The following is a 17,619-nucleotide window of genomic DNA, read 5'->3' as shown; positions in this document are numbered from 1 at the left end:
TTTATTTCAGGAGCACCTATGTTTCTCGTTTGTGGCGAAGCACTGTTCGACTTTTTCAGCCAGCCCGACAAGGGCGGGCAACTCAACAAGCTGGATTTTCAGGCTATCGCGGGCGGCTCGCCCTTCAACGTCGCCGTGGGCTTGCGGCGCCTTGGTGTCGAAGCCGGACTGTTTGCCGGGCTCTCCAATGATTACTTGGGCCAACGCCTGCGCAGCGTGCTGGATAAAGAAGGCGTAAGTGCTGATTACCTGATCGACTTCAAAGCCCCCACCACCCTGGCAATGGTGGCAGTTGGTGCCGACGGCTCGCCGCATTACAGCTTTCGTGGCGAGGGCTGCGCGGATCGACAACTGCGCCTTGAACACCTTCCAGAGTTGGACGAGCAGGTACGCGGGATTCATGTCGGTTCGTTTTCACTGGTGGTTCAGCCCATCGCCGATACGCTGCTTGCCTTGGTGGCCCGGGAGAGCGGAAAACGGCTGATCACGCTGGACCCCAATGTGCGCCTCAATCCGGCGCCGGATATCAACCGTTGGCGCGAACAGATCAACGCTTTCGCCGAGCACGCTCACATCATCAAGGTCAGCGACGAGGACTTGGGCCTGCTCTACCCCGACCAAGACCCACAGATCGTCGCCCGGAGCTGGCTGAGTAAGCGTTGCCAATTGGTCGTGTTGACTCAGGGTACTCAGGGAGCAACGGTCTTTACTCGCCAGCACGGCAGCTGGTCGGTACCGGCACAAACCGTCACCACCGTAGACACTGTGGGTGCAGGAGATACCTTCCAGGCGGCGCTGATTACCTTCCTGACCGAACACCAGCTCGATGACCCGCTCTGCTTGCCGACCCTGCGCAAACATACGGTCGATGAGATGCTCAAGTTCGCCGTGCAAGCGGCGGCGCTGACCTGTACCAAGGTCGGGCCGGACTTGCCGTATCGGGATCAGTTGGGGTGAAGGCTTTAGAGCCAACACTTTAACGGGAAGCGCGGAACTGTGGGGGAGCCGAGTTTGCTCGCGCTAAGGCCAGAAGTGTTCTGAACTGAACCGCGTCCAGCCTTGTCGCGAGCAAGCTCGGCTCCACACCGTTCGAGATAGCATCAACTTGCGGGCAAACCTGCGCCTGACTCAGGCGCCCTTGAACAGACTCGCCAGTAACAGGCTCGCCAGTCAAACAAAAGCCAGCCTCAAACCAACGCCAGTCTGGCCGCCAGGATTTTGCTGTTCACGTCAGCGGTAGTCTGTTGTTGCTGCTCTTTCAGGGCGGCCTGAAGCTTGGTGTCGACATCCAGTTTCTGCTCAGGCGACATGGCTTCGTACTCGTCTTTGCTGACGCCGGTCAGTTGTTCGCGCATCTTCTCCGCGGGCGTCAAATCCATGTAGTCGCGGAACTCCTCTTGAGCCGAAGTAAACTTCGAGACACCTTCGGCCACGTCAGCTTCGCTGGTCACCGCAGAATCGCGGGCAGCAATGTTGCTGTCGTTGGCCGCCGAAATAAACGAAGGCTCAGTTTCGGTTTCAGCTTTTTGCGTAGCCGTTTTCAGGCTGAGCAGCATTCTGGCGAAGGCCTCGTCATAAGCTGCGTTCTGCTGGCTACCGTTATTTTGCGCGACGGCATCAACGGCCGGGACCGCGCTGGCTGCGCCGACCGGAACCGAGAAAGCATCGGTTGCCACATCCTCTTGAATCTTGCGACCCACCGCCTGAGAAACCAGATGATGGAGCGCACTGATACTAGCGGTATTCATTGCTCACCTCCTGTTGCCAATTGTGCTGCCCAGCAAGCAGAGCAATACCGATGCCACTTTACCCACCGCGGCGAAAGCCTCGAAATCCGTGGGCTGCTGGCATGCTGATTGGCAAGTGGCAGGAACAATCCGGCAATCCACGGCCAATTGTGGCCGAGGATTGCCGGTCACCTAGATATTCAACTGCAGCCGGTCTTGCGGTAACGGCACGGCGAAGAAGTAGCCCTGGGCCTGACCAGCGCCGATCTCGCGCAGCAGATCAAGCGTTGCCTGATCCTCGACGCCTTCGGCAACCACCGTCAGATCAAGGGATTCGGCCATCCGTACGATTGCCCGCACGATAGCCCGACTGCGGGAGCTGGTGGTCAGTTCCAGGGTGAACGACTTGTCGATTTTCAAGCCACTGAAATGGTATTGATGGACGTAACTAAGGGACGAAAAGCCTGCGCCAAAATCATCGAGCACTACCGACATACCATGGTCTGCAAGCTGCTTCATGGACTGACGGGCCAACTCGGGCTCTGCCACCAATGCACCTTCGGTGAGCTCCAGACATATCCGTGAGGGTGCCATGTCGTAATTTGCCAGCAGGGTCAGCACTTCTCCGGCGAATTCGGGACGCGTAATACTGTAGCTGGAGCAATTGACATGCACCGTTGGCCAGTGCTCATTGCCAGGCCGCGCGAGAATCTCCACCACGCAACGCAACATGTACAAATCCAGCCGGCCAATCAGCCGCAACCCCTCCAGTGCCGGCAGAAACTGCCCTGGGGCCAGGATTTTACCGTCGGGCTGGCGCCAGCGAATCAGCGCCTCAAGGGCAAGAAGCTGGCCTGTGTTAACGCAAATGATCGGCTGAAAGTAAGGAATCAGTTCGTCGTTGCGCTTTAGGGCGTTACGCAGAGCAGCCTCGCGCTCGACCTGATCGGAAACTTCGCGGCGCAGCTCCTGATTGAACACCGCGAAGCTGTCACGTCCGCCATTTTTGACCCGGTACATGGCCATATCGGCGTCACGTAGCAAATCCGCTGGCATCTGGTGAAACTGGCTGTCGGCACCGACAACGCCAATGCTGCAGGATGAAAATACCGCGTGCCCGTCAATGAAGAACGGCAGGTCGAAGGCAGCGAGGATTCGCTCGGCAATACCAATAGCCACGTCCAAAGGCGCGCCCGCCGCCAGAACGGCGAACTCGTCGCCGCCCAACCGTGCCAGCAAGTCTGTTTCGCGCATGCAGCCACGCAGACGATCAGCGGCCTGCGTCAGTAACTGATCACCAAAATGATGACCCAGGCTATCGTTTACCAGTTTGAAGCGGTCCAGATCTATGAACATCACTCCCAGCTCGCAACCATGACTGCGAAAGTCCATCCAGGCCGCCTGCAGGCGTTGCTGTAAATGACTGCGGTTGGGCAAGCCGGTCAACGAGTCATGAGAGTTTTCGTGCTGAAGCTTGGCATTGGCGTAATCGAGCTCGCGAGTTCGATCCTGAACCCGGGCCTCCAGACGCAAATTGGCGGTTTGCACCGCCTCCGCTGCACTGCGCCGGGACAACGCGGTATCGATGTGGCGGGAGACAAAGGTCAACAGTTCTTGATCGCGCAGTGAGTAGCGCACTAATGGCGAGTAGCTTTGAACGGCCAGCACGCCACGCACATCATTGCCGTCGAACAATGGAATGCCTAGCCATGAAGACGAGCGGATCCCCTCCCTGACCACTTCGATTTCACCCGCCCTCTCAAGCCTCAGGGTTTCATCCTGATCAATCAGGCAGGCACGGCGCTGACGAATAACGTACTCAGTAAGGCCTCGCTGACCGCGGCGCGCAGGCGGACGCGTGGTCTGGCGCTCATCGACATAGTACGGAAAGGTGACTTCCGCCGTGGACGTGTCGAACAGAGCGATATAGAAGTTCAGGGCGACCAGCAGCTCCCCGACGATCAAGTGCAAACTGTGGAACAGCTCCGCCATGTCACCGGGTTGACTGGACAACTCAGCAATCTGAAACAGCGCGCTTTGCAAATGCTCGGCACGTTCGCGTTCAGCGACCTCCTGCCGTAATGCAGCGTTGAGGGCCGACAACTCCTGAGTCCGGAGCATGACCGTTCGCTCAAGATCGGCGCGGTGCAGAATACGATCCAGCGCCATGGCCACATGGCGAACCACGACCAGAAACAAGGCGCGATCTTCGGCACTGTACACCCGGGAAACGTCGTAAACCTGCATGGCAAGCATGCCAAATACCTCATCCGAGGCATTCTTCAGGGGGGCGCCCATCCAGAACTCGGGCTGATGCCCGACGCAATAAAAGCGCTTCTGGGCACGCGCACGCTCTATCCCGGCAGCATCGACAAAAAGCGGCTGGCCACTGTTAAGAACATATCCGGTCATCGACAAGCGGGAGCGGTCCAGGTACTCGTAAGCTTCGGACTCTAGCGCTTCAACATCGGTGATATCGATGTAATACGGATAGGTGATTTTGTCGCTGCCAGGGTCATAAAGCGCGAGGTAGAAGTTCTCCGCGTCGATCAGAGAAGCCAACTGATGATGCACGCCTTCAAGAAACGCACTGCGATCCCGGGTCGAACTGGCAAGATAGGTAATTTCATACAGCACCCGTTGGGTGATCTGAGCCCGAGCCAACGCATCGATCTGCAGACGAGTGCCGAGACGCAGGGCAAGCGCAGCGAGTTCAACGTTAGTCGCCTGGCTTCGCGGCGCGACAAGCCAGGCCAGAACGCCCTCACCCTTGCCGGCAGCCCAACGCTGCAATGCGTATTCACGACAGAAATCGTCGAACCTGTCGTTGGCGACACTCACCGACCAACGCATCTGACCTTCGCCATGCCCCAACAAGTGCATGGGATCGCCGACGGCATACACCGCCCATGGCACATCCCCCATGCATTCCTGAATGGCGGCAAGTACAACTTCGATAGGTTCACCAGCGGGGTTCGCCATAGCAGCCAGCCCGACGTCAGCCAGATGTCCGGTCGTGGGATCTTCGCCAGGACTCAAATGCGGTCGGTCTAGGGCCAAGGGAGGAACACTCATGAAAGCTCCGAAACCAGAGACAGCAGGCGCTTATATTCGCGGCGCCGACAGAACGGTGCAAGTGGCATATTCATATCAGCTGCAAGAATATCGCCAGTTTTATCGGCGAGCGCACTTCAGCCTTGGGGCAGGCTCAATGCATCCCTTATAAATTTGCTTGAAAAGCTATCGAAGAGGAGTGACAGAACAGGGTTAGACAGGCGAGCATATCGACTTATAAAAAGGTTTAGTCGACAAGGTGAGAGGTGATGCTGGAAATACCTAAAAGCTGCGCTTGGCCCAGTATAGCTGCGGGTTGCGCATCAACACTTGGCATGACCAGACCGCTCTCTGCATCTCCGAAGTGCAACTGCAACAAGTGCAGGGCCGCAACGTGAGGCAGCAACTGGCGCTGCGCCAGCTCGAGCTCGTGCTGGCGCACTTGCCCGTTGAATCGGTATGAAACGAGGTGACGAGAAGTCATGCCATTCACGCTAGCTGAGAGCCGGACCAAAAACGTCAGAACGGTTTATAAACGCATTCCATCGACCGAAGGAAAGACTTTGCCGAGCAGTTGCGGCCAACCAGAGAGGCCCCGTCGTCCGGTGCGCGCCCACCATCCCCATCATTACTGTGGTCGCATCGTTCAATTCAAGCATCAAGGTGCTTGCTTGAGTGCTGAAATCATTGTGCATGGTCATGATGAGCCTTCCAAGCGATGGAGAGATTGGGACAATCAGCTCCTTGCAATTGATATCGACCCCTTTGAGATCGATATAGCGTAAATCTTCCGATGGGCGGTATTTAATAAGCGCGTTCAATCTGAGCGCGATAATCGGGATCAGCATACACATCGTCCTCAACACCCTTTTTATGCACCTTTCCGGGGCAAAAATAACGTGAATTCCTTAAGGATTGCGTTCTAGCAGAGCTACCAGCGATGGACGAAACACGATACCGCCTCTGAACAACCGGTCGTTTAGGCATCCGTGGCATCGATCGCAAGTGCGATGCATAAGGAGAGCGTCTGATCGCTCAAGTTTTCTCAAGTACGTACCGATAGACAGATAAGGCTTGGCCATATGGCATCAATCGTGCTTAAGTCATATTTATTAAATTTTTGTGACATTTAAGTTACCACCCCAGGCATCCTGATCACCTTCACGAAATTGAAGTTAGGCGCCGGATTGACTTCATGGCGCTTATACAAGGTGAACCAACGATGAAAGAACGGGCGACAATAATCTGCAAACGCGACGGCAGGATTCTGTACGTACGCAAACCCAAATCGAGATGGGCTTTGCCAGGCGGCAAGATCGAAGACGGCGAGACGCCCGCGCAGGCTGCAGCTCGCGAGCTCAGCGAGGAAACCGGGCTGCGAGACCTCGACCTTGTCTATTTGTCTGAGTACGAAAAAGACAACGTCATGCACTACATATTCATGGCCTTACTGTCGTCATCGGCCAAACCTGAACCGCTAAATGAAATTGCGGCGTGCAAATGGTCTCACGCCAAAAATGTCCGGGAGCTCAATGCCAGCGCTGCAACCAAATCGATCGTCAAATCGTTTGCCAGACAGTAAGTCCTGACTGCTCAGCGCGTTCTATTTAATCAGTATCACTGGCACCGAAACCTCATGAATGACGCGGTTGGCTACAGAGCCCAGCATTAGCCCGCTGAAACTGCCAAGGCCTCGGGTCCCCATTACTACGGTATCGCACCCCAATTGTTTAATGGCAGCATTGACCTGTTCAGCCACATTCCCCATCGCAGCATGGGTTTTGTGCGCCACCTCTGCCGCAGCCAGAGTCGCAGCGGCTTCCTTTAGCACCTTATCGGCCTCATCCAGTAGTCCATTGTTTATTTCCTCGATCATGCTGGCAGTCACGTAATCACCGTACACAACGGCGCCGTGCTGGGCATTGATGACGTGAATCTGCATTGGGCTCGCACTGTCACGTGCCTGTTCAATGACGTATTGAAGTGCCCGTTTTGAAGGCTGTGAGCCATCATAAGCGACCAGAACGTTATGCATGACGTATCTCCCTTGGTGTGTAAGAACAAGATTAGGCAGACCCTATTCCCGCCGCCACCGCTAAGGAGAGTTGAGTTGATCCAGCTCAATTTCTGCAGGCTTTTTATTGAGTGAAAGATTATTTTGGCTATAAAAAAAACCCCGGCTAATGCCGGGGTCTGATGGGGAGCGGGGGATTCAGGTTCTGGCCAGCAAGCCAATCGTAAACCCGTCGACCGAAGCAATCTTGCCTCGCCACAAAACGCCCTCTGCGCAAATCGGGCTCTGGTCATTTGAATAAGTTTTACAGTTTTTCAAATGGATGAAATGAAATGCGGTCGTTTCATCCGCCGACTCTCCGGGGGTGAAAGACAGGATGATCTGCTTCATCGACTCGTCAACACCACCGTCAAACTGCGCCAACGGTGCCGCCATGTCCTCAGCCAGTTGCTTGAAATAAGTATCGTGGGAGATCAACTGACCCGATACAAGATTACCGCCGACCGATAGGGTTATACCGATTTCCACCGGCGTCGTTACGACAAACTTGACCAGAAATTGCAGCAACCAGTCTATTTGCTTGCCTTGGTCCTTCAGATGCGCGATCAGTTCATCATATTTCACGTCCGAGGACGTGCCCGTGAGGCTCTGCTCTACTTCCGACATCGACAGCTCCTTGCCATGCAAGATAATGAGCTTTAGCTATAGCTCAGTTTTGTGAAAAACGAAACCTGAGGTGTCTGCGTATCCCCTCAACGAGCAGCCATGCCGCCGACAGGACGAGTCCTGCTTTCCGGTTAATCCAGGCGCCAGCCAAACTGAGTTTTCAGTCTCTGAATGACTTGCCCCTTAACACTCCCCCCCCGAAACAAGCACATCAGACTGAATGGATCGGCGCATGGAGAATCCAGGCCATGGCAACGCTTTCCGTAACCTGAAAATAAGAAAACTATCCAAACGAATATCAACGGTTTATGACGACAAGTCATTTAATGGAGAAGGTCTTTGTCGTACCACTAAATGATGCCAATATAATATTATCTAGTTGGCATCATCTGGAGTGGAGGATTATGAATAAGAAAAAATATGCAATCATTCCTGTCTCGCTGCTCGAGCGAATCTCAGCATCAATGACCGCTGATGCGATGGACATGCCCTCGGTGATGCTGGAACTACAGGCGCTACTTTCAACATCAACCGAGCTTCACATGACGCAGGACCTTCGCTTTATTTTGAGCAGGCCCAATTTTGGCTGCCAAGCTACTGCGCAGGTGCTACGAGGATTGGGCCACCATGTTCCAGAACGCGCTGAAGACGAGCAGGCGGCAACCATTCACTGGCTGCTGAATCACTACCTGCGAGATCCACATAACTGGCGCATTAATTCTCTTGAAGAGTTCAACGCGGCAGCAGCGCTGCTGAAAAACGCAGCAGATTATTAGCTATACAGCACAGCACAAACCCTGCCGCGACATAGCGCGCGCCCTCCTCCAGAATCAGAGCCGATTGAACCCTTGCAGCGCCGTCGTGACTAAACAGTAACGACCAAGGGAGAGCAAGGCTATGGGTAATCCAGAAAGTTGGAACGTGTTAGCTGCCATCATGAATATGCCCCTGCTGTGGATCATAGTGGCGGTCATTTTGGTGGTAGTAGAGTTTTTGGTAGTGATGCGAATAATCAAGAGCGAAGGCAGCCGCGAAAGCAAATGTCTCTGGATTTTGGCTCTGGTATTCGTTCCCGTTCTGGGGTTGCTGGCCTGGATAGTAATGGGCCCAAAGACCAAGACAGTCCGCTCAGAATCTCGCGGCTGACCGGTCTCACCACTGGCGCAACGTTTGCAACGTACACCAGTAGCAACACTCAAAAGACGTAATGTTGACGCGAAATCAACACACCAGCTCATGGACGCAGCGATGCGCCGGGAATCCCCAGGAGATACACCGTGTCAACTCTCAGTGAAATCGCAGCGAATCATGCGAAAGCCGCTAAAACACTGGATGCAGAGTCGACCCTGCTCAAGGCGCTATGCATTCCGCCATCGCACATATGCGATACACCTGCCAATGCCCATTCGGGGCAGGTGCCGCCGCATGCTACTGCAACGATTGATGAGCGCCTTGCGGGACAGCGGATGTACGCTCGAACAGAGGGTGGCATACAGCATTGCGGTCAGTGACTGTTGCGTTCACTAGGGATTTTGAGTGCGCGCGAAGGATAAGGCGCGAGATAAGGCCGCTATCTGTTAGCGGCCTGCTCATCTGCGGTTAACAGTTTTTCAACAATATTTCCAAAACTGCTGAATAGTGGCCAACAAAAAAGGGCCCACCTTTCGGTGAGCCCTTCTGTACCGGCAGCAGGACCGGATTTTGTTTGGTAGGCGCGACTGGACTCGAACCAGCGACCCCCACCATGTCAAGGTGGTGCTCTAACCAACTGAGCTACGCGCCTGCTGTGGGTCGGCATTCTACGGATATTCGAATGTGTGTCAACACCTTTTTTCGCGCTAACTCCATGAATATGCGAATTTTTTTACCTTCTCTGTTTTACCTCTTAGTTTCGTCACTGGCTGGTGGAGATTTTTGATCTCGGGTAGGATCGAGCCATTCGTAAAAAATATTAAACGGAGGTTGAAGGATGGCGAACACTCCTTACCCGCAGTCCTACTACGCGGCTTCGGCGAATCCAGCACCGGAGCGCCCGCAGTTACAGGGTGATGTGGAAACTGACGTTTGTATCATTGGTGCGGGCTACACCGGCCTGTCGAGCGCCCTGTTTTTGCTTGAACACGGATTCAAAGTCACAGTCCTAGAAGCCGCCAAAGTCGGCTTCGGTGCTTCCGGGCGCAACGGCGGCCAGATCGTCAACAGCTACAGCCGCGATATTGATGTCATTGAACGCTCGGTTGGTCCTGAACAGGCACAGCTACTCGGGCAGATGGCGTTCGAAGGCGGTGCGATCATTCGCGAACGTATCGCGAAATACCAGATTCAGTGCGACTTGAAGGACGGTGGTGTGTTCGCTGCCATCACCGACAAGCAAATGGGGCACCTGGAAGCGCAGAAACGTTTGTGGGAGCGCTATGGCCATACGCAACTTGAGCTGCTCGACAAGCGTCGCATCGGCGAAATGATTGCATCCGAGCAGTACATCGGCGGCATGCTCGACATGAGCGGCGGACATATTCACCCATTGAACCTGGCGCTGGGCGAAGCGGCCGCGGTGGAATCGCTCGGCGGCGTCATTTATGAACAGTCTGCAGCCGTGCGGATCGAGCGTGGCGCCCATCCTGTTGTGCACACGGAATCCGGCAGGGTTAAAGCGCGCTTTGTGATCGTGGCCGGCAATGCCTATCTGGGTAATCTGGTGCCGGAGCTGGCCGCTAAATCCATGCCTTGCGGCACTCAGGTAATCACCACTGAGCCGTTGAGTGAGGAGCTGGCCAGCACGCTACTGCCTCAGGATTACTGCGTTGAGGACTGCAATTATTTGCTGGACTATTATCGACTCTCAGCCGACAAGCGCCTGATCTTCGGTGGCGGCGTTGTTTATGGTGCACGCGACCCGGCGAATATCGAAGCAATCATTCGTCCCAAAATGCTCAAGGCTTTCCCGCAACTCAAGAACGTAAAGATTGATTACGCGTGGACCGGCAACTTCCTGCTGACCTTGTCGCGCTTACCTCAGGTCGGTCGTCTGGGTGACAACATCTATTACTCGCAGGGCTGCAGCGGTCATGGTGTGACGTACACACATCTGGCTGGCAAAGTGCTTGCCGAAGCCTTGCGAGGTCAAGCCGAACGCTTCGACGCATTTGCCAGCCTGCCACACTACCCTTTTCCCGGCGGACAGTTGTTGCGTACTCCCCTTACAGCGTTAGGCGCTTGGTACTACAGCCTTAGAGACAAGTACGGCTTTTAATTGCAACGGCTGGCCAAGGGAGCGGCACCTGGTCTGGCGCCGCTATATCGGACTATTGTGCTTTCAGGGTTTTGAGCGCTTCGCCAGCAGCCTGCTCTTGCCCTGCCTGAGCCAGATCGTTTGCGGCCTTCGACCAGCGCTGCTCATCAAGATTGGCAGGTAATTGACGCGGGTTCTGAATCAGCACCGCCCAACTACCGGCCTTTTCCCACGCGGAGCTGAAGCTGCTGAAGCTCATCAGCAAATGTCGATTCATGCCTGCGTGAAGCAATACGGTCTGCTTGTTGCGGTTATAGCCCACCAGAACGCCGTAACGTGGCTCCGTGAACACCGTGCCTTCGGCGAAACGCAGCATTACCGGATACCCCGCCGAGACCTGCGTCAGTAGCGACTGCAGCCCACCATTCAGGGGGTAAACCAGAAAACCATACTGTCGCGCCACTTGCTGCATGCTCTGCTCAAGTCGTGCCTCACCGCCTGGCAACTGAAGGGACTTATCCAGCAACCCCGGGGTTATTTGCACCCGTTGATAAGACAACATACTCGCCAGCGCGCCCGGCCCGCTTTGGTAAGCATTGCCGCGAAAAAACGGCACGTTATTCAGTTCGACGCGGTCAGGCAGACGTTTGATTTCAGGGCTCAAAGCCGAAGCACAGCCCCCGAGAGCCAGAAAAACCGCTGCGAGCACTCCCAACCGCTTCAAGCCAGCGACACGGGAAAAGAGAAATACCGGCGACATTTTTACTCACTTCAAAAAACGCCGGACAACCCGCGGCCCGGCTCGGACAACGATAATAGGACGCACCAGGCACGGGGTATAGCCTCAATGTACAGTCTGCAGCCGTGCATAGATCAAATCGGTCATGACTGTTCGACCATTGGTCAACTAACGGAAACATGCCAGGTACTAGACTGTCGATTATCAGGACCGCAAATGAAAAGAAGGGTCCGTGGAGGACGTATGAGCCTGGAAATGACAATCGTGATGCTGATCGCCGCATGGCTGGCCGTTGCTACCGCCATGCTCTGGGGTGTGATGCGTATTTCTCGTCGTCATCATCACCATCGCAGCGTAGAACCTGTGCCGCCGAAACCAATGAAGCCGATCAAAAGCCGCCGACACGCGCCGGCCCATTGAGATTTCAACTGAGCACTCGTAACTGAAAACGGCCGGTATGGAGGTTATCCATAACGGCCGCTTGCTGGTCAGCTTACGTGTGAGCTTTTACTCACAATCATTGACTATCAAGCCTTGGATGCCTGAGCGGCTGATTCTCTTTTGATCTTAGCCCTGCGTGCCCACATGTTCAGCACTTCAATCAAAGCCGAGAAAGCCATCGCCGCATAGATGTAGCCTTTCGGTACGTGAGCACCAAAGCCTTCCGCGATCAACGTCATACCGATCATGATCAGGAAGCCCAGCGCCAACATCACTACGCTCGGGTTTTCATTGATGAACTTGGCCAAAGGCTCGGCAGCCACCAACATCACAATCACAGCAGATACCACAGCGATGATCATGATCGGCAAGTGCTCAGTCATGCCTACAGCGGTAATAATGCTGTCGATGGAGAACACCAGGTCGAGGACCAGAATCTGACTGATCGCCGCACCCATGCTGAGGGTGATGGTGGAGTCCAGCTTCTTCTCTTCTTCGGTTTTGATATCGACGCTATGGTGAATCTCGGTCGTAGCCTTCCAGACCAGGAACAGACCACCGGCGATCAGGATCATGTCTTTCCAGGAGAACACCTGCCCCAGAATCTCGATGACCGGCTCAGTGAGTTGCACGATCCAGGCAACGGTGCTGAGCAAGCCCAGACGCAGGAACAGCGCCATACCGATACCCAGGCGACGGGCCTTCTGCTGCTGATGGGCCGGTAGCTTATTGGTCAGGATCGAAATGAAAATCAGGTTATCGATGCCCAGTACGACCTCCATGACCACCAGGGTGGCCAAGGCGATCCAGGCTGCAGGACTTGAAGCGAGTTCTAACAGGTATTCCATATGTATTGCCCTGATTCAGTCAGTATTAAGGTCAGATTTCTTGCTTGCTTTCGTCGTCTTTCTTCTCAGCTTCGGGCTGCGCCATGGATAGATCCTGTTTGGCATCGTCCAGCGCTTGCGTTGCGGCCTTGTGAGTATCGTCGATAGCCTGCTTGGCAGAATCAGCAGCAGTGCTCAGCAGTTGTTTGCTGGATGTTTCAATCTGGTCGCAACCGGTCAGAACAATGAGCGGCAAGGCCAGTAATACAGCATAAAAGGGTTTGATCATCTAGAGCCTCGAAAATTTAACCGGCTAATATGATGCTCCGGCGATAGGCCAGCATTCTAGAGAGGTCTGACCATCAGGAAAATTCGTATTTTTAAGCGGTATACTTCGGCAAAACCGAACTGAGACCTTTTCATGCTCAACTACCGACAGCTGCATTATTTTTGGGTAGTCGCCAGGACTGGCAGCATCGTGCGCGCGTGCGACCAGTTAAACCTCACCGCTCAGACCATCAGCGGCCAGATCAGCCTGCTGGAGCAGTCGCTGGGGGTTGATCTGTTTCAACGTGTCGGTCGGCAGCTGGAGCTTACTGAGGCCGGACGCATCACCCTGCCCTACGCCGAACAGATGTTCCAGCTTGGCAACGAGCTGGAGTCCGTGCTGCGAGCGCAACCCGATGAGCAGCAGATACTGTTCCGCGTGGGCGTCGCTGACGTGGTGCCCAAGTCCATCGTTTACAGGCTTATCGCACCGACCATGGAGCTAAGCGAGCCCATTCGCATTACCTGCCGCGAAGACAAGCTTGAACGTCTATTGGCCGACCTGGCGATTCAGCGGCTGGATCTGGTGATCTCCGACAGCCCGATGCCTTCACACCTCGACATCAAGGGCTACAGCCAGAAGCTCGGCGAATGCGGGATCAGTTTTTTTGCCACTGCAGAGCTTTTCGAACGCTATGGACAGGATTTCCCATTCGGCATGCAGGGCGCGCCTCTACTGATTCCCGGACAGGAAACCGTGGTGCGCAGCCGACTGATGCGCTGGTTTGCAGAGTTGAAAATCCAGCCGCGGATCGTCGGGGAGTTTGATGACAGTGCGCTGATGAAGGCTTTCGGCAAATCGGGCAGCGGAATATTCGTCGCGCCGAGCGTGATCGCCGATGAAGTACAGGCGCAGTACGGTGTGCAGCTACTCGGCCAGACAGATGCCGTGACCGAGTCGTTTTACGCCATTTCAGTGGAGCGCAAGGTCAAGCACCCTGGCATCGTTGCGATTACCGAAGGTGCCCGACAGAAGCTGTTTACCGACGCAGCTTAGGCACGCGAGAGCTTATCCAGCGCCTTAGACAGTGCCCATGAAGTCACGCTTGCCGATTTCGATGCCATTGTGACGCAGCAGGTCGTATGCGGTAGTCACATGGAAGAAGAACTGCGGCAAGCTGTAGCTCAACAGGTAGGTCTGACCGGTAAAACGCTTTTCTTTAGGGGTACCCGGGCGAAGGATGATTTCAATTTCTTCGTTGCCGTCGATCTGCTCTGGCTTGATGCTGCCGATGAAGGCCAGAGTCTTGGCCAACAGGGCCTGCAACTCCGCAAAGCTGGTTTCAGTGTCGTCGTACTTCGGCATCTCAACCTGAGCCAGACGCGCTGATGCGCCCTTGGCGAAGTCCACGGCGATCTGGACCTGACGAGTAAAATTCAGCATATCCGGATACAGACGTGCCTGCAGCAAGGCTTCAGGCTGGATATTTTTCTCTGTGGCATGAGCTTCAGCCTTGGTCAGGATCTGACTCAACGCGTTAAGCATTTGCTGGAAAACCGGAACGGAAGCGGAGTACAGGGAAATGGTCATGACAGGTCCTTAAAAGAAAGTGCCTGATTATAGGCACGTGCAGCTAACCACGCTGGCTGTTTTCACATCTCACCCAGCGCCTGATGGTTGTTGCTGGAAATATTGTTCAGCACGCCCTAGTCTGGGCGCCCGCCATCGCCTACGGAAAGAGCCATGTCAACAGAACAGTCCTCAAGCAATCCCTCAGAACAACCCGATGCGTTGAACCTTGGCAGCACTGAAGTACGCATTTTAGGCTGCCTGATCGAAAAGCAGGCCACCAGTCCGGAAACGTATCCGCTGACACTCAACGCGCTAGTCACCGCATGCAATCAGAAAACCAGCCGCGACCCGGTAATGAACCTCAACCCCGGTGCGGTTGGCCAAAGCCTGCGTGCACTTGAAGGCCGCGGCCTGGTTCGCCTGGTCATGGGTAGCCGCGCTGATCGCTGGGAACAACGCGTCGAAAAAAAGCTGGAATTAGTGCCTGCGCAAGTCATCCTGACCGGTCTTCTGTTGCTACGCGGACCGCAAACAGTCAACGAATTGCTGACCCGTAGCAATCGGATGCATGACTTTGAAGACACCGAGCAGGTGATTCATCAACTGGAGCGGCTAATCGCCAGAGGCCTGGCGATTCTATTGCCCCGCCAGTCAGGCCAGCGTGAAGATCGCTATATGCATACGCTAGGCAATGCGGATGACCTGGAGGAAATCATCGCGACCCGGCAAAGCCAGCCCGAACGCTCATCGTCTGGGAGTGCAGCGTCGGCGGAGCGCATGGACGAACTTGAAGCCCGCATCGCCGCACTCGAAGAGCGCCTGTCCAAACTCGAGTAATCGCTGCCAGATCATCGATCAAACCGGGCGGAACACCGGTCTCATCCTGCCCGGGCAAACGCGGCGGCCTGCTGAAACTGCTCTGCGCTCGGACGTATGCCGGTGTACAACACGAATTGTTCCAGTGCCTGGATCGCCGCTACCTCGTCGCCACTGATGATGCGCTTATTGCGAGCCCGGGCCGCCTCAATCAGCGGCGTATTTGCTGGACTGGCGACGACGTCGAATACGGTGTCTGCCGCCTCGATAGCATCCAGACTGAATGCCAACTCGTCAGCCTGATCTCCGGTCATGCCCAGCGGGGTGACATTGACGAGTAGCGGCGGTCGTTCTTTATCCAGCTCCGCCTGCCAGCGCATACCACAAGACTGCGCCAATGCCCGGCCTGTGCGTTCATTACGGGCGATAATCAACCCATCGGTAAAACCTGAATCACGCATGGCGAAAGCAACAGCCTTGGCCATGCCGCCGCTGCCGCGCACGGCAAATGCAGTTCGTGGAACAGCCCGACTGTCCATCAACTGGGCGACAGCGATGTAATCGGTGTTGTAGGCCTTCAAATGGCCTGCGGTATTGACGATGGTGTTGATCGACGCAATGGCGGCCGCAGAGGGATCCATTTCGTCAATCAGAGGAATGCTTGCTTCCTTGAACGGCATGGATACAGCACAACCCCGAATGCCCAATGATCGCATTCCTGCTATGGCGGCTGGCAGGTCCGAAGGGCTGAAAGCTTTGTAGTAATAGTTGAGCGCTAACTGCTGATACAGATGGTTATGGAAACGTACACCGAAGTTACCCGGCCTTGCAGCGAGCGACATGCACAGAATGGTTTCCTTGTCAGGGCTCATGGGCATGTTGGTTTCTCCTGAACGGTATTGGTAAAAGCTTCAATGGAAGGCGTACTATTAGCACCGCAATACGGCGTGATGAAACTCGCCCTGCACCTGATACAAAATCTACCTTACACAAAATTTACTTAGCGGCTTCGCAGTTTTTCCGCAAAGCGCTGTCTGAAGAGTTATCCCGTGGCAGTGCTTGAGAGTAATGCAGGCTCGCGACAACGGGTTGAAAGCCGAGGAACAGTCATGATTCGTCAAATCCCCAAGGTTGCCTTGTTGTTAGCTGCTCTGGCCATGGCCGGCCAGGCAAACGCTCATGGTGGCGGTGGTGGCTGGGCAGGCCCTGCTGTTGTGGGTGCAATTGTGGGTGGTGTTGTTGGCGCGGCGGTTTCGTCCGGTCGCGACAGAACGGTCTATGTCGAACAGCAACCCGTGTATGTGCAGCAGCCAGTCTATGTTCAGGCGCCGCCGCAGCCGGTCTACTACCAGCCGGTTTATCAGGTTGTTTCGCCACCGCCAGTGCGTGTCTACGGTCCGCCACGTGGCTATTACGGCCCACCACCGGGTTACTACGGCCCACCTCGCGGCTATTACGATCGCGGCCGCTGGTAATTATTAATAATCAGCCCTGTCCTTACCGACGGGGCTTTTTTTCACCTGTCGATTAACTATCCCCAACATCAAGACTCAAGATTGGCTTGAAAAAGACGATAGCCTGCTAACAGTCAACTCTCGACCTGCGGGTCAAATGGGGCCCGCCTCAACGCGATGGCCTTGGCTACTCAGAACAATAAGGAATTCAATATGCCAACGCAAAACCCACATCGAACTGTTGGACTCTGTACCTCTAATAAGGTCTATAGCGCGTTGACTGAACTCAAGAGCCTAGAAGGCCACCGGGCCGCCAAGTTTGTTGCACTGCTGGCCCAGAATCTGGTCGAGAAAGGTGTGCTCTCTGACGAGGAAGTCATCACTATGCTGGATCAAGTCGTCGACTGACCCTCATTTGCCGATTTGCATCCGCTCCCCTGTTTATCAATGTCCACTATCGAGAGCGTTGATTTCTGCTGTGTCTCGTGAGCCCGTAGAGTAGCCCCATAGATTGATGGAGGCACTTATGAACACACTCAAAATCATGTCGGTAGTAGGCAGCGCGGTCCCCCAACCCCTAAGGGCGCAAGGTTTGCTGGCTTGCTGGTACCTGATGCACAACGGCGAGCCGGTCAGCGGCCCCTTTGCATCCTTGAATGCTGCCAAGGCACGTTCAGACCTCTTTGAAGCCGGTCAGTTGAACGGCTGACCACCCCACAGACATCGCCAGTAGCCTTACGAAAGGCTGACGGCCCACATCGTTTCAGCTCCCTGAATCGTGCGTTGCTCCGCACACCCTCTTGCCCGCA

Annotated in this window: 23 protein-coding genes and 1 tRNA gene; 12 read left to right on the top strand and 12 right to left on the bottom strand. The window is 55.0% G+C overall.

Annotation, left to right across the window (positions count from 1 at the left end; all coding sequences use genetic code 11):
• Positions 1 to 18 precede the first annotated feature (18 nt).
• Positions 19 to 957: a carbohydrate kinase gene (locus ABRP31_RS11895; protein ID WP_349970799.1), complete on the top strand. Its 939-nt coding sequence runs from the start codon at positions 19 to 21 to the stop codon at positions 955 to 957.
• A 230-nt stretch (positions 958 to 1,187) separates the two neighbouring features.
• Here the strand turns inward: ABRP31_RS11895 and ABRP31_RS11890 are convergent, their stop codons facing one another.
• The 4 genes from ABRP31_RS11890 to ABRP31_RS11875 form a co-directional block, all read right to left on the bottom strand.
• Positions 1,188 to 1,748, bottom strand: a complete 561-nt coding sequence (locus ABRP31_RS11890; protein ID WP_087270082.1) for a hypothetical protein — start codon at positions 1,746 to 1,748, stop codon at positions 1,188 to 1,190.
• 171 nt (positions 1,749 to 1,919) lie between these two features.
• Positions 1,920 to 4,802 (bottom strand): EAL domain-containing protein, encoded by a 2,883-nt coding sequence (locus ABRP31_RS11885; RefSeq protein WP_372489380.1) that lies wholly within the window; start codon positions 4,800 to 4,802, stop codon positions 1,920 to 1,922.
• Between the two features lie 226 nt (positions 4,803 to 5,028).
• The gene (locus ABRP31_RS11880; protein ID WP_349970798.1) at positions 5,029 to 5,265 is read right to left on the bottom strand and encodes a hypothetical protein; all 237 of its coding nucleotides are present in this window, start codon (positions 5,263 to 5,265) and stop codon (positions 5,029 to 5,031) included.
• A 10-nt stretch (positions 5,266 to 5,275) separates the two neighbouring features.
• Complete coding sequence (locus ABRP31_RS11875) at positions 5,276 to 5,629, bottom strand: hypothetical protein (protein WP_349970797.1); 354 nt, start codon at positions 5,627 to 5,629, stop codon at positions 5,276 to 5,278.
• Positions 5,630 to 6,003: 374 nt separating this feature from the next.
• On the opposite strand from ABRP31_RS11875, the gene ABRP31_RS11870 reads away from it, so the two are divergent.
• Positions 6,004 to 6,363 (top strand): NUDIX hydrolase, encoded by a 360-nt coding sequence (locus ABRP31_RS11870; protein ID WP_349970846.1) that lies wholly within the window; start codon positions 6,004 to 6,006, stop codon positions 6,361 to 6,363.
• Between the two features lie 21 nt (positions 6,364 to 6,384).
• Here the strand turns inward: ABRP31_RS11870 and ABRP31_RS11865 are convergent, their stop codons facing one another.
• Both ABRP31_RS11865 and gvpU read right to left on the bottom strand, forming a co-directional pair.
• Positions 6,385 to 6,816, bottom strand: coding sequence for a universal stress protein (locus ABRP31_RS11865; RefSeq protein WP_087270070.1), 432 nt, complete (start codon positions 6,814 to 6,816; stop codon positions 6,385 to 6,387).
• Between the two features lie 177 nt (positions 6,817 to 6,993).
• Positions 6,994 to 7,461, bottom strand: a complete 468-nt coding sequence (gene gvpU, locus ABRP31_RS11860) for a gas vesicle accessory protein GvpU (RefSeq protein WP_087270067.1) — start codon at positions 7,459 to 7,461, stop codon at positions 6,994 to 6,996.
• Positions 7,462 to 7,865: 404 nt separating this feature from the next.
• Between gvpU and ABRP31_RS11855 the strand changes: the two genes are divergently transcribed.
• The 3 genes from ABRP31_RS11855 (at position 7,866) to ABRP31_RS11845 (ending at position 8,972) form a co-directional block, all read left to right on the top strand.
• On the top strand, positions 7,866 to 8,237 hold the full coding sequence (locus ABRP31_RS11855) for a hypothetical protein (protein ID WP_349970796.1): 372 nt from the start codon (positions 7,866 to 7,868) through the stop codon (positions 8,235 to 8,237).
• A 121-nt stretch (positions 8,238 to 8,358) separates the two neighbouring features.
• Positions 8,359 to 8,607 (top strand): PLD nuclease N-terminal domain-containing protein, encoded by a 249-nt coding sequence (locus tag ABRP31_RS11850; RefSeq protein ID WP_087270061.1) that lies wholly within the window; start codon positions 8,359 to 8,361, stop codon positions 8,605 to 8,607.
• 131 nt (positions 8,608 to 8,738) lie between these two features.
• The gene (locus tag ABRP31_RS11845; RefSeq protein ID WP_349970795.1) at positions 8,739 to 8,972 is read left to right on the top strand and encodes a hypothetical protein; all 234 of its coding nucleotides are present in this window, start codon (positions 8,739 to 8,741) and stop codon (positions 8,970 to 8,972) included.
• 195 nt (positions 8,973 to 9,167) lie between these two features.
• On the opposite strand, the gene ABRP31_RS11840 is transcribed toward ABRP31_RS11845, so the two are convergent.
• Positions 9,168 to 9,244 (bottom strand) — tRNA-Val (locus tag ABRP31_RS11840).
• A gap of 186 nt (positions 9,245 to 9,430) precedes the next feature.
• Between ABRP31_RS11840 and ABRP31_RS11835 the strand changes: the two genes are divergently transcribed.
• The gene (locus ABRP31_RS11835) at positions 9,431 to 10,714 is read left to right on the top strand and encodes an FAD-binding oxidoreductase (RefSeq protein WP_349970794.1); all 1,284 of its coding nucleotides are present in this window, start codon (positions 9,431 to 9,433) and stop codon (positions 10,712 to 10,714) included.
• Positions 10,715 to 10,766: 52 nt separating this feature from the next.
• Here ABRP31_RS11835 and ABRP31_RS11830 read toward each other — a convergent pair whose 3' ends face one another.
• Positions 10,767 to 11,453, bottom strand: a complete 687-nt coding sequence (locus ABRP31_RS11830) for a peptidase C39 family protein (protein ID WP_349970793.1) — start codon at positions 11,451 to 11,453, stop codon at positions 10,767 to 10,769.
• A 222-nt stretch (positions 11,454 to 11,675) separates the two neighbouring features.
• Between ABRP31_RS11830 and ABRP31_RS11825 the strand changes: the two genes are divergently transcribed.
• Positions 11,676 to 11,852: a hypothetical protein gene (locus ABRP31_RS11825; protein WP_349970792.1), complete on the top strand. Its 177-nt coding sequence runs from the start codon at positions 11,676 to 11,678 to the stop codon at positions 11,850 to 11,852.
• 107 nt (positions 11,853 to 11,959) lie between these two features.
• Here the strand turns inward: ABRP31_RS11825 and ABRP31_RS11820 are convergent, their stop codons facing one another.
• A complete protein-coding gene (locus ABRP31_RS11820; RefSeq protein WP_087273307.1) occupies positions 11,960 to 12,721 on the bottom strand; it encodes a TerC family protein in 762 nt (253 codons plus the stop codon).
• A 31-nt stretch (positions 12,722 to 12,752) separates the two neighbouring features.
• Positions 12,753 to 12,989, bottom strand: a complete 237-nt coding sequence (locus ABRP31_RS11815; protein ID WP_087273309.1) for a hypothetical protein — start codon at positions 12,987 to 12,989, stop codon at positions 12,753 to 12,755.
• A 132-nt stretch (positions 12,990 to 13,121) separates the two neighbouring features.
• Here ABRP31_RS11815 and nhaR point away from each other — a divergent pair, with 132 nt between their 5' ends.
• Positions 13,122 to 14,024 carry a transcriptional activator NhaR gene (gene nhaR, locus ABRP31_RS11810; RefSeq protein WP_349970791.1) on the top strand — a complete coding sequence of 301 codons (903 nt, stop codon included), beginning with the start codon at positions 13,122 to 13,124 and terminating at the stop codon, positions 14,022 to 14,024.
• Positions 14,025 to 14,048: 24 nt separating this feature from the next.
• Here the strand turns inward: nhaR and ABRP31_RS11805 are convergent, their stop codons facing one another.
• Positions 14,049 to 14,558 carry a DUF1993 family protein gene (locus ABRP31_RS11805; RefSeq protein WP_087273312.1) on the bottom strand — a complete coding sequence of 170 codons (510 nt, stop codon included), beginning with the start codon at positions 14,556 to 14,558 and terminating at the stop codon, positions 14,049 to 14,051.
• Positions 14,559 to 14,711: 153 nt separating this feature from the next.
• On the opposite strand from ABRP31_RS11805, the gene ABRP31_RS11800 reads away from it, so the two are divergent.
• Positions 14,712 to 15,377, top strand: coding sequence for a DUF480 domain-containing protein (locus tag ABRP31_RS11800; protein ID WP_349970790.1), 666 nt, complete (start codon positions 14,712 to 14,714; stop codon positions 15,375 to 15,377).
• A gap of 41 nt (positions 15,378 to 15,418) precedes the next feature.
• Here the strand turns inward: ABRP31_RS11800 and ABRP31_RS11795 are convergent, their stop codons facing one another.
• On the bottom strand, positions 15,419 to 16,234 hold the full coding sequence (locus ABRP31_RS11795; protein ID WP_349970789.1) for a shikimate 5-dehydrogenase: 816 nt from the start codon (positions 16,232 to 16,234) through the stop codon (positions 15,419 to 15,421).
• Positions 16,235 to 16,465: 231 nt separating this feature from the next.
• Here ABRP31_RS11795 and ABRP31_RS11790 point away from each other — a divergent pair, with 231 nt between their 5' ends.
• The 3 genes from ABRP31_RS11790 to ABRP31_RS11780 all read left to right on the top strand — a co-directional run bounded on the left by ABRP31_RS11790 (position 16,466) and on the right by ABRP31_RS11780 (position 17,519).
• Positions 16,466 to 16,831, top strand: coding sequence for a hypothetical protein (locus tag ABRP31_RS11790; RefSeq protein WP_087273318.1), 366 nt, complete (start codon positions 16,466 to 16,468; stop codon positions 16,829 to 16,831).
• 192 nt (positions 16,832 to 17,023) lie between these two features.
• Positions 17,024 to 17,218: a hypothetical protein gene (locus ABRP31_RS11785; protein ID WP_087273320.1), complete on the top strand. Its 195-nt coding sequence runs from the start codon at positions 17,024 to 17,026 to the stop codon at positions 17,216 to 17,218.
• Between the two features lie 118 nt (positions 17,219 to 17,336).
• On the top strand, positions 17,337 to 17,519 hold the full coding sequence (locus tag ABRP31_RS11780; RefSeq protein WP_087273322.1) for a hypothetical protein: 183 nt from the start codon (positions 17,337 to 17,339) through the stop codon (positions 17,517 to 17,519).
• Positions 17,520 to 17,619 lie beyond the last annotated feature (100 nt).

The organism is Pseudomonas caspiana (assembly GCF_040224095.2).
GTDB lineage: Bacteria > Pseudomonadota > Gammaproteobacteria > Pseudomonadales > Pseudomonadaceae > Aquipseudomonas > Aquipseudomonas caspiana.
This window is presented reverse-complemented; position numbering and strand designations above follow the sequence as displayed.

Bases quoted from the DNA above. Each gene is read 5' to 3' on its own strand.
- ABRP31_RS11895 (WP_349970799.1), top strand. From the start codon at position 19: ATGTTTCTCGTTTGTGGCGAAGCACTGTTCGACTTTTTCAGCCAGCCC.
- ABRP31_RS11890 (WP_087270082.1), bottom strand. From the start codon at position 1,748: ATGAATACCGCTAGTATCAGTGCGCTCCATCATCTGGTTTCTCAGGCG.
- ABRP31_RS11885 (WP_372489380.1), bottom strand. From the start codon at position 4,802: ATGAGTGTTCCTCCCTTGGCCCTAGACCGACCGCATTTGAGTCCTGGC.
- ABRP31_RS11880 (WP_349970798.1), bottom strand. From the start codon at position 5,265: ATGACTTCTCGTCACCTCGTTTCATACCGATTCAACGGGCAAGTGCGC.
- ABRP31_RS11875 (WP_349970797.1), bottom strand. From the start codon at position 5,629: ATGCTGATCCCGATTATCGCGCTCAGATTGAACGCGCTTATTAAATAC.
- ABRP31_RS11870 (WP_349970846.1), top strand. From the start codon at position 6,004: ATGAAAGAACGGGCGACAATAATCTGCAAACGCGACGGCAGGATTCTG.
- ABRP31_RS11865 (WP_087270070.1), bottom strand. From the start codon at position 6,816: ATGCATAACGTTCTGGTCGCTTATGATGGCTCACAGCCTTCAAAACGG.
- gvpU (WP_087270067.1), bottom strand. From the start codon at position 7,461: ATGTCGGAAGTAGAGCAGAGCCTCACGGGCACGTCCTCGGACGTGAAA.
- ABRP31_RS11855 (WP_349970796.1), top strand. From the start codon at position 7,866: ATGAATAAGAAAAAATATGCAATCATTCCTGTCTCGCTGCTCGAGCGA.
- ABRP31_RS11850 (WP_087270061.1), top strand. From the start codon at position 8,359: ATGGGTAATCCAGAAAGTTGGAACGTGTTAGCTGCCATCATGAATATG.
- ABRP31_RS11835 (WP_349970794.1), top strand. From the start codon at position 9,431: ATGGCGAACACTCCTTACCCGCAGTCCTACTACGCGGCTTCGGCGAAT.
- ABRP31_RS11830 (WP_349970793.1), bottom strand. From the start codon at position 11,453: ATGTCGCCGGTATTTCTCTTTTCCCGTGTCGCTGGCTTGAAGCGGTTG.
- ABRP31_RS11825 (WP_349970792.1), top strand. From the start codon at position 11,676: ATGAGCCTGGAAATGACAATCGTGATGCTGATCGCCGCATGGCTGGCC.
- ABRP31_RS11820 (WP_087273307.1), bottom strand. From the start codon at position 12,721: ATGGAATACCTGTTAGAACTCGCTTCAAGTCCTGCAGCCTGGATCGCC.
- ABRP31_RS11815 (WP_087273309.1), bottom strand. From the start codon at position 12,989: ATGATCAAACCCTTTTATGCTGTATTACTGGCCTTGCCGCTCATTGTT.
- nhaR (WP_349970791.1), top strand. From the start codon at position 13,122: ATGCTCAACTACCGACAGCTGCATTATTTTTGGGTAGTCGCCAGGACT.
- ABRP31_RS11805 (WP_087273312.1), bottom strand. From the start codon at position 14,558: ATGACCATTTCCCTGTACTCCGCTTCCGTTCCGGTTTTCCAGCAAATG.
- ABRP31_RS11800 (WP_349970790.1), top strand. From the start codon at position 14,712: ATGTCAACAGAACAGTCCTCAAGCAATCCCTCAGAACAACCCGATGCG.
- ABRP31_RS11795 (WP_349970789.1), bottom strand. From the start codon at position 16,234: ATGCCCATGAGCCCTGACAAGGAAACCATTCTGTGCATGTCGCTCGCT.
- ABRP31_RS11790 (WP_087273318.1), top strand. From the start codon at position 16,466: ATGATTCGTCAAATCCCCAAGGTTGCCTTGTTGTTAGCTGCTCTGGCC.
- ABRP31_RS11785 (WP_087273320.1), top strand. From the start codon at position 17,024: ATGCCAACGCAAAACCCACATCGAACTGTTGGACTCTGTACCTCTAAT.
- ABRP31_RS11780 (WP_087273322.1), top strand. From the start codon at position 17,337: ATGAACACACTCAAAATCATGTCGGTAGTAGGCAGCGCGGTCCCCCAA.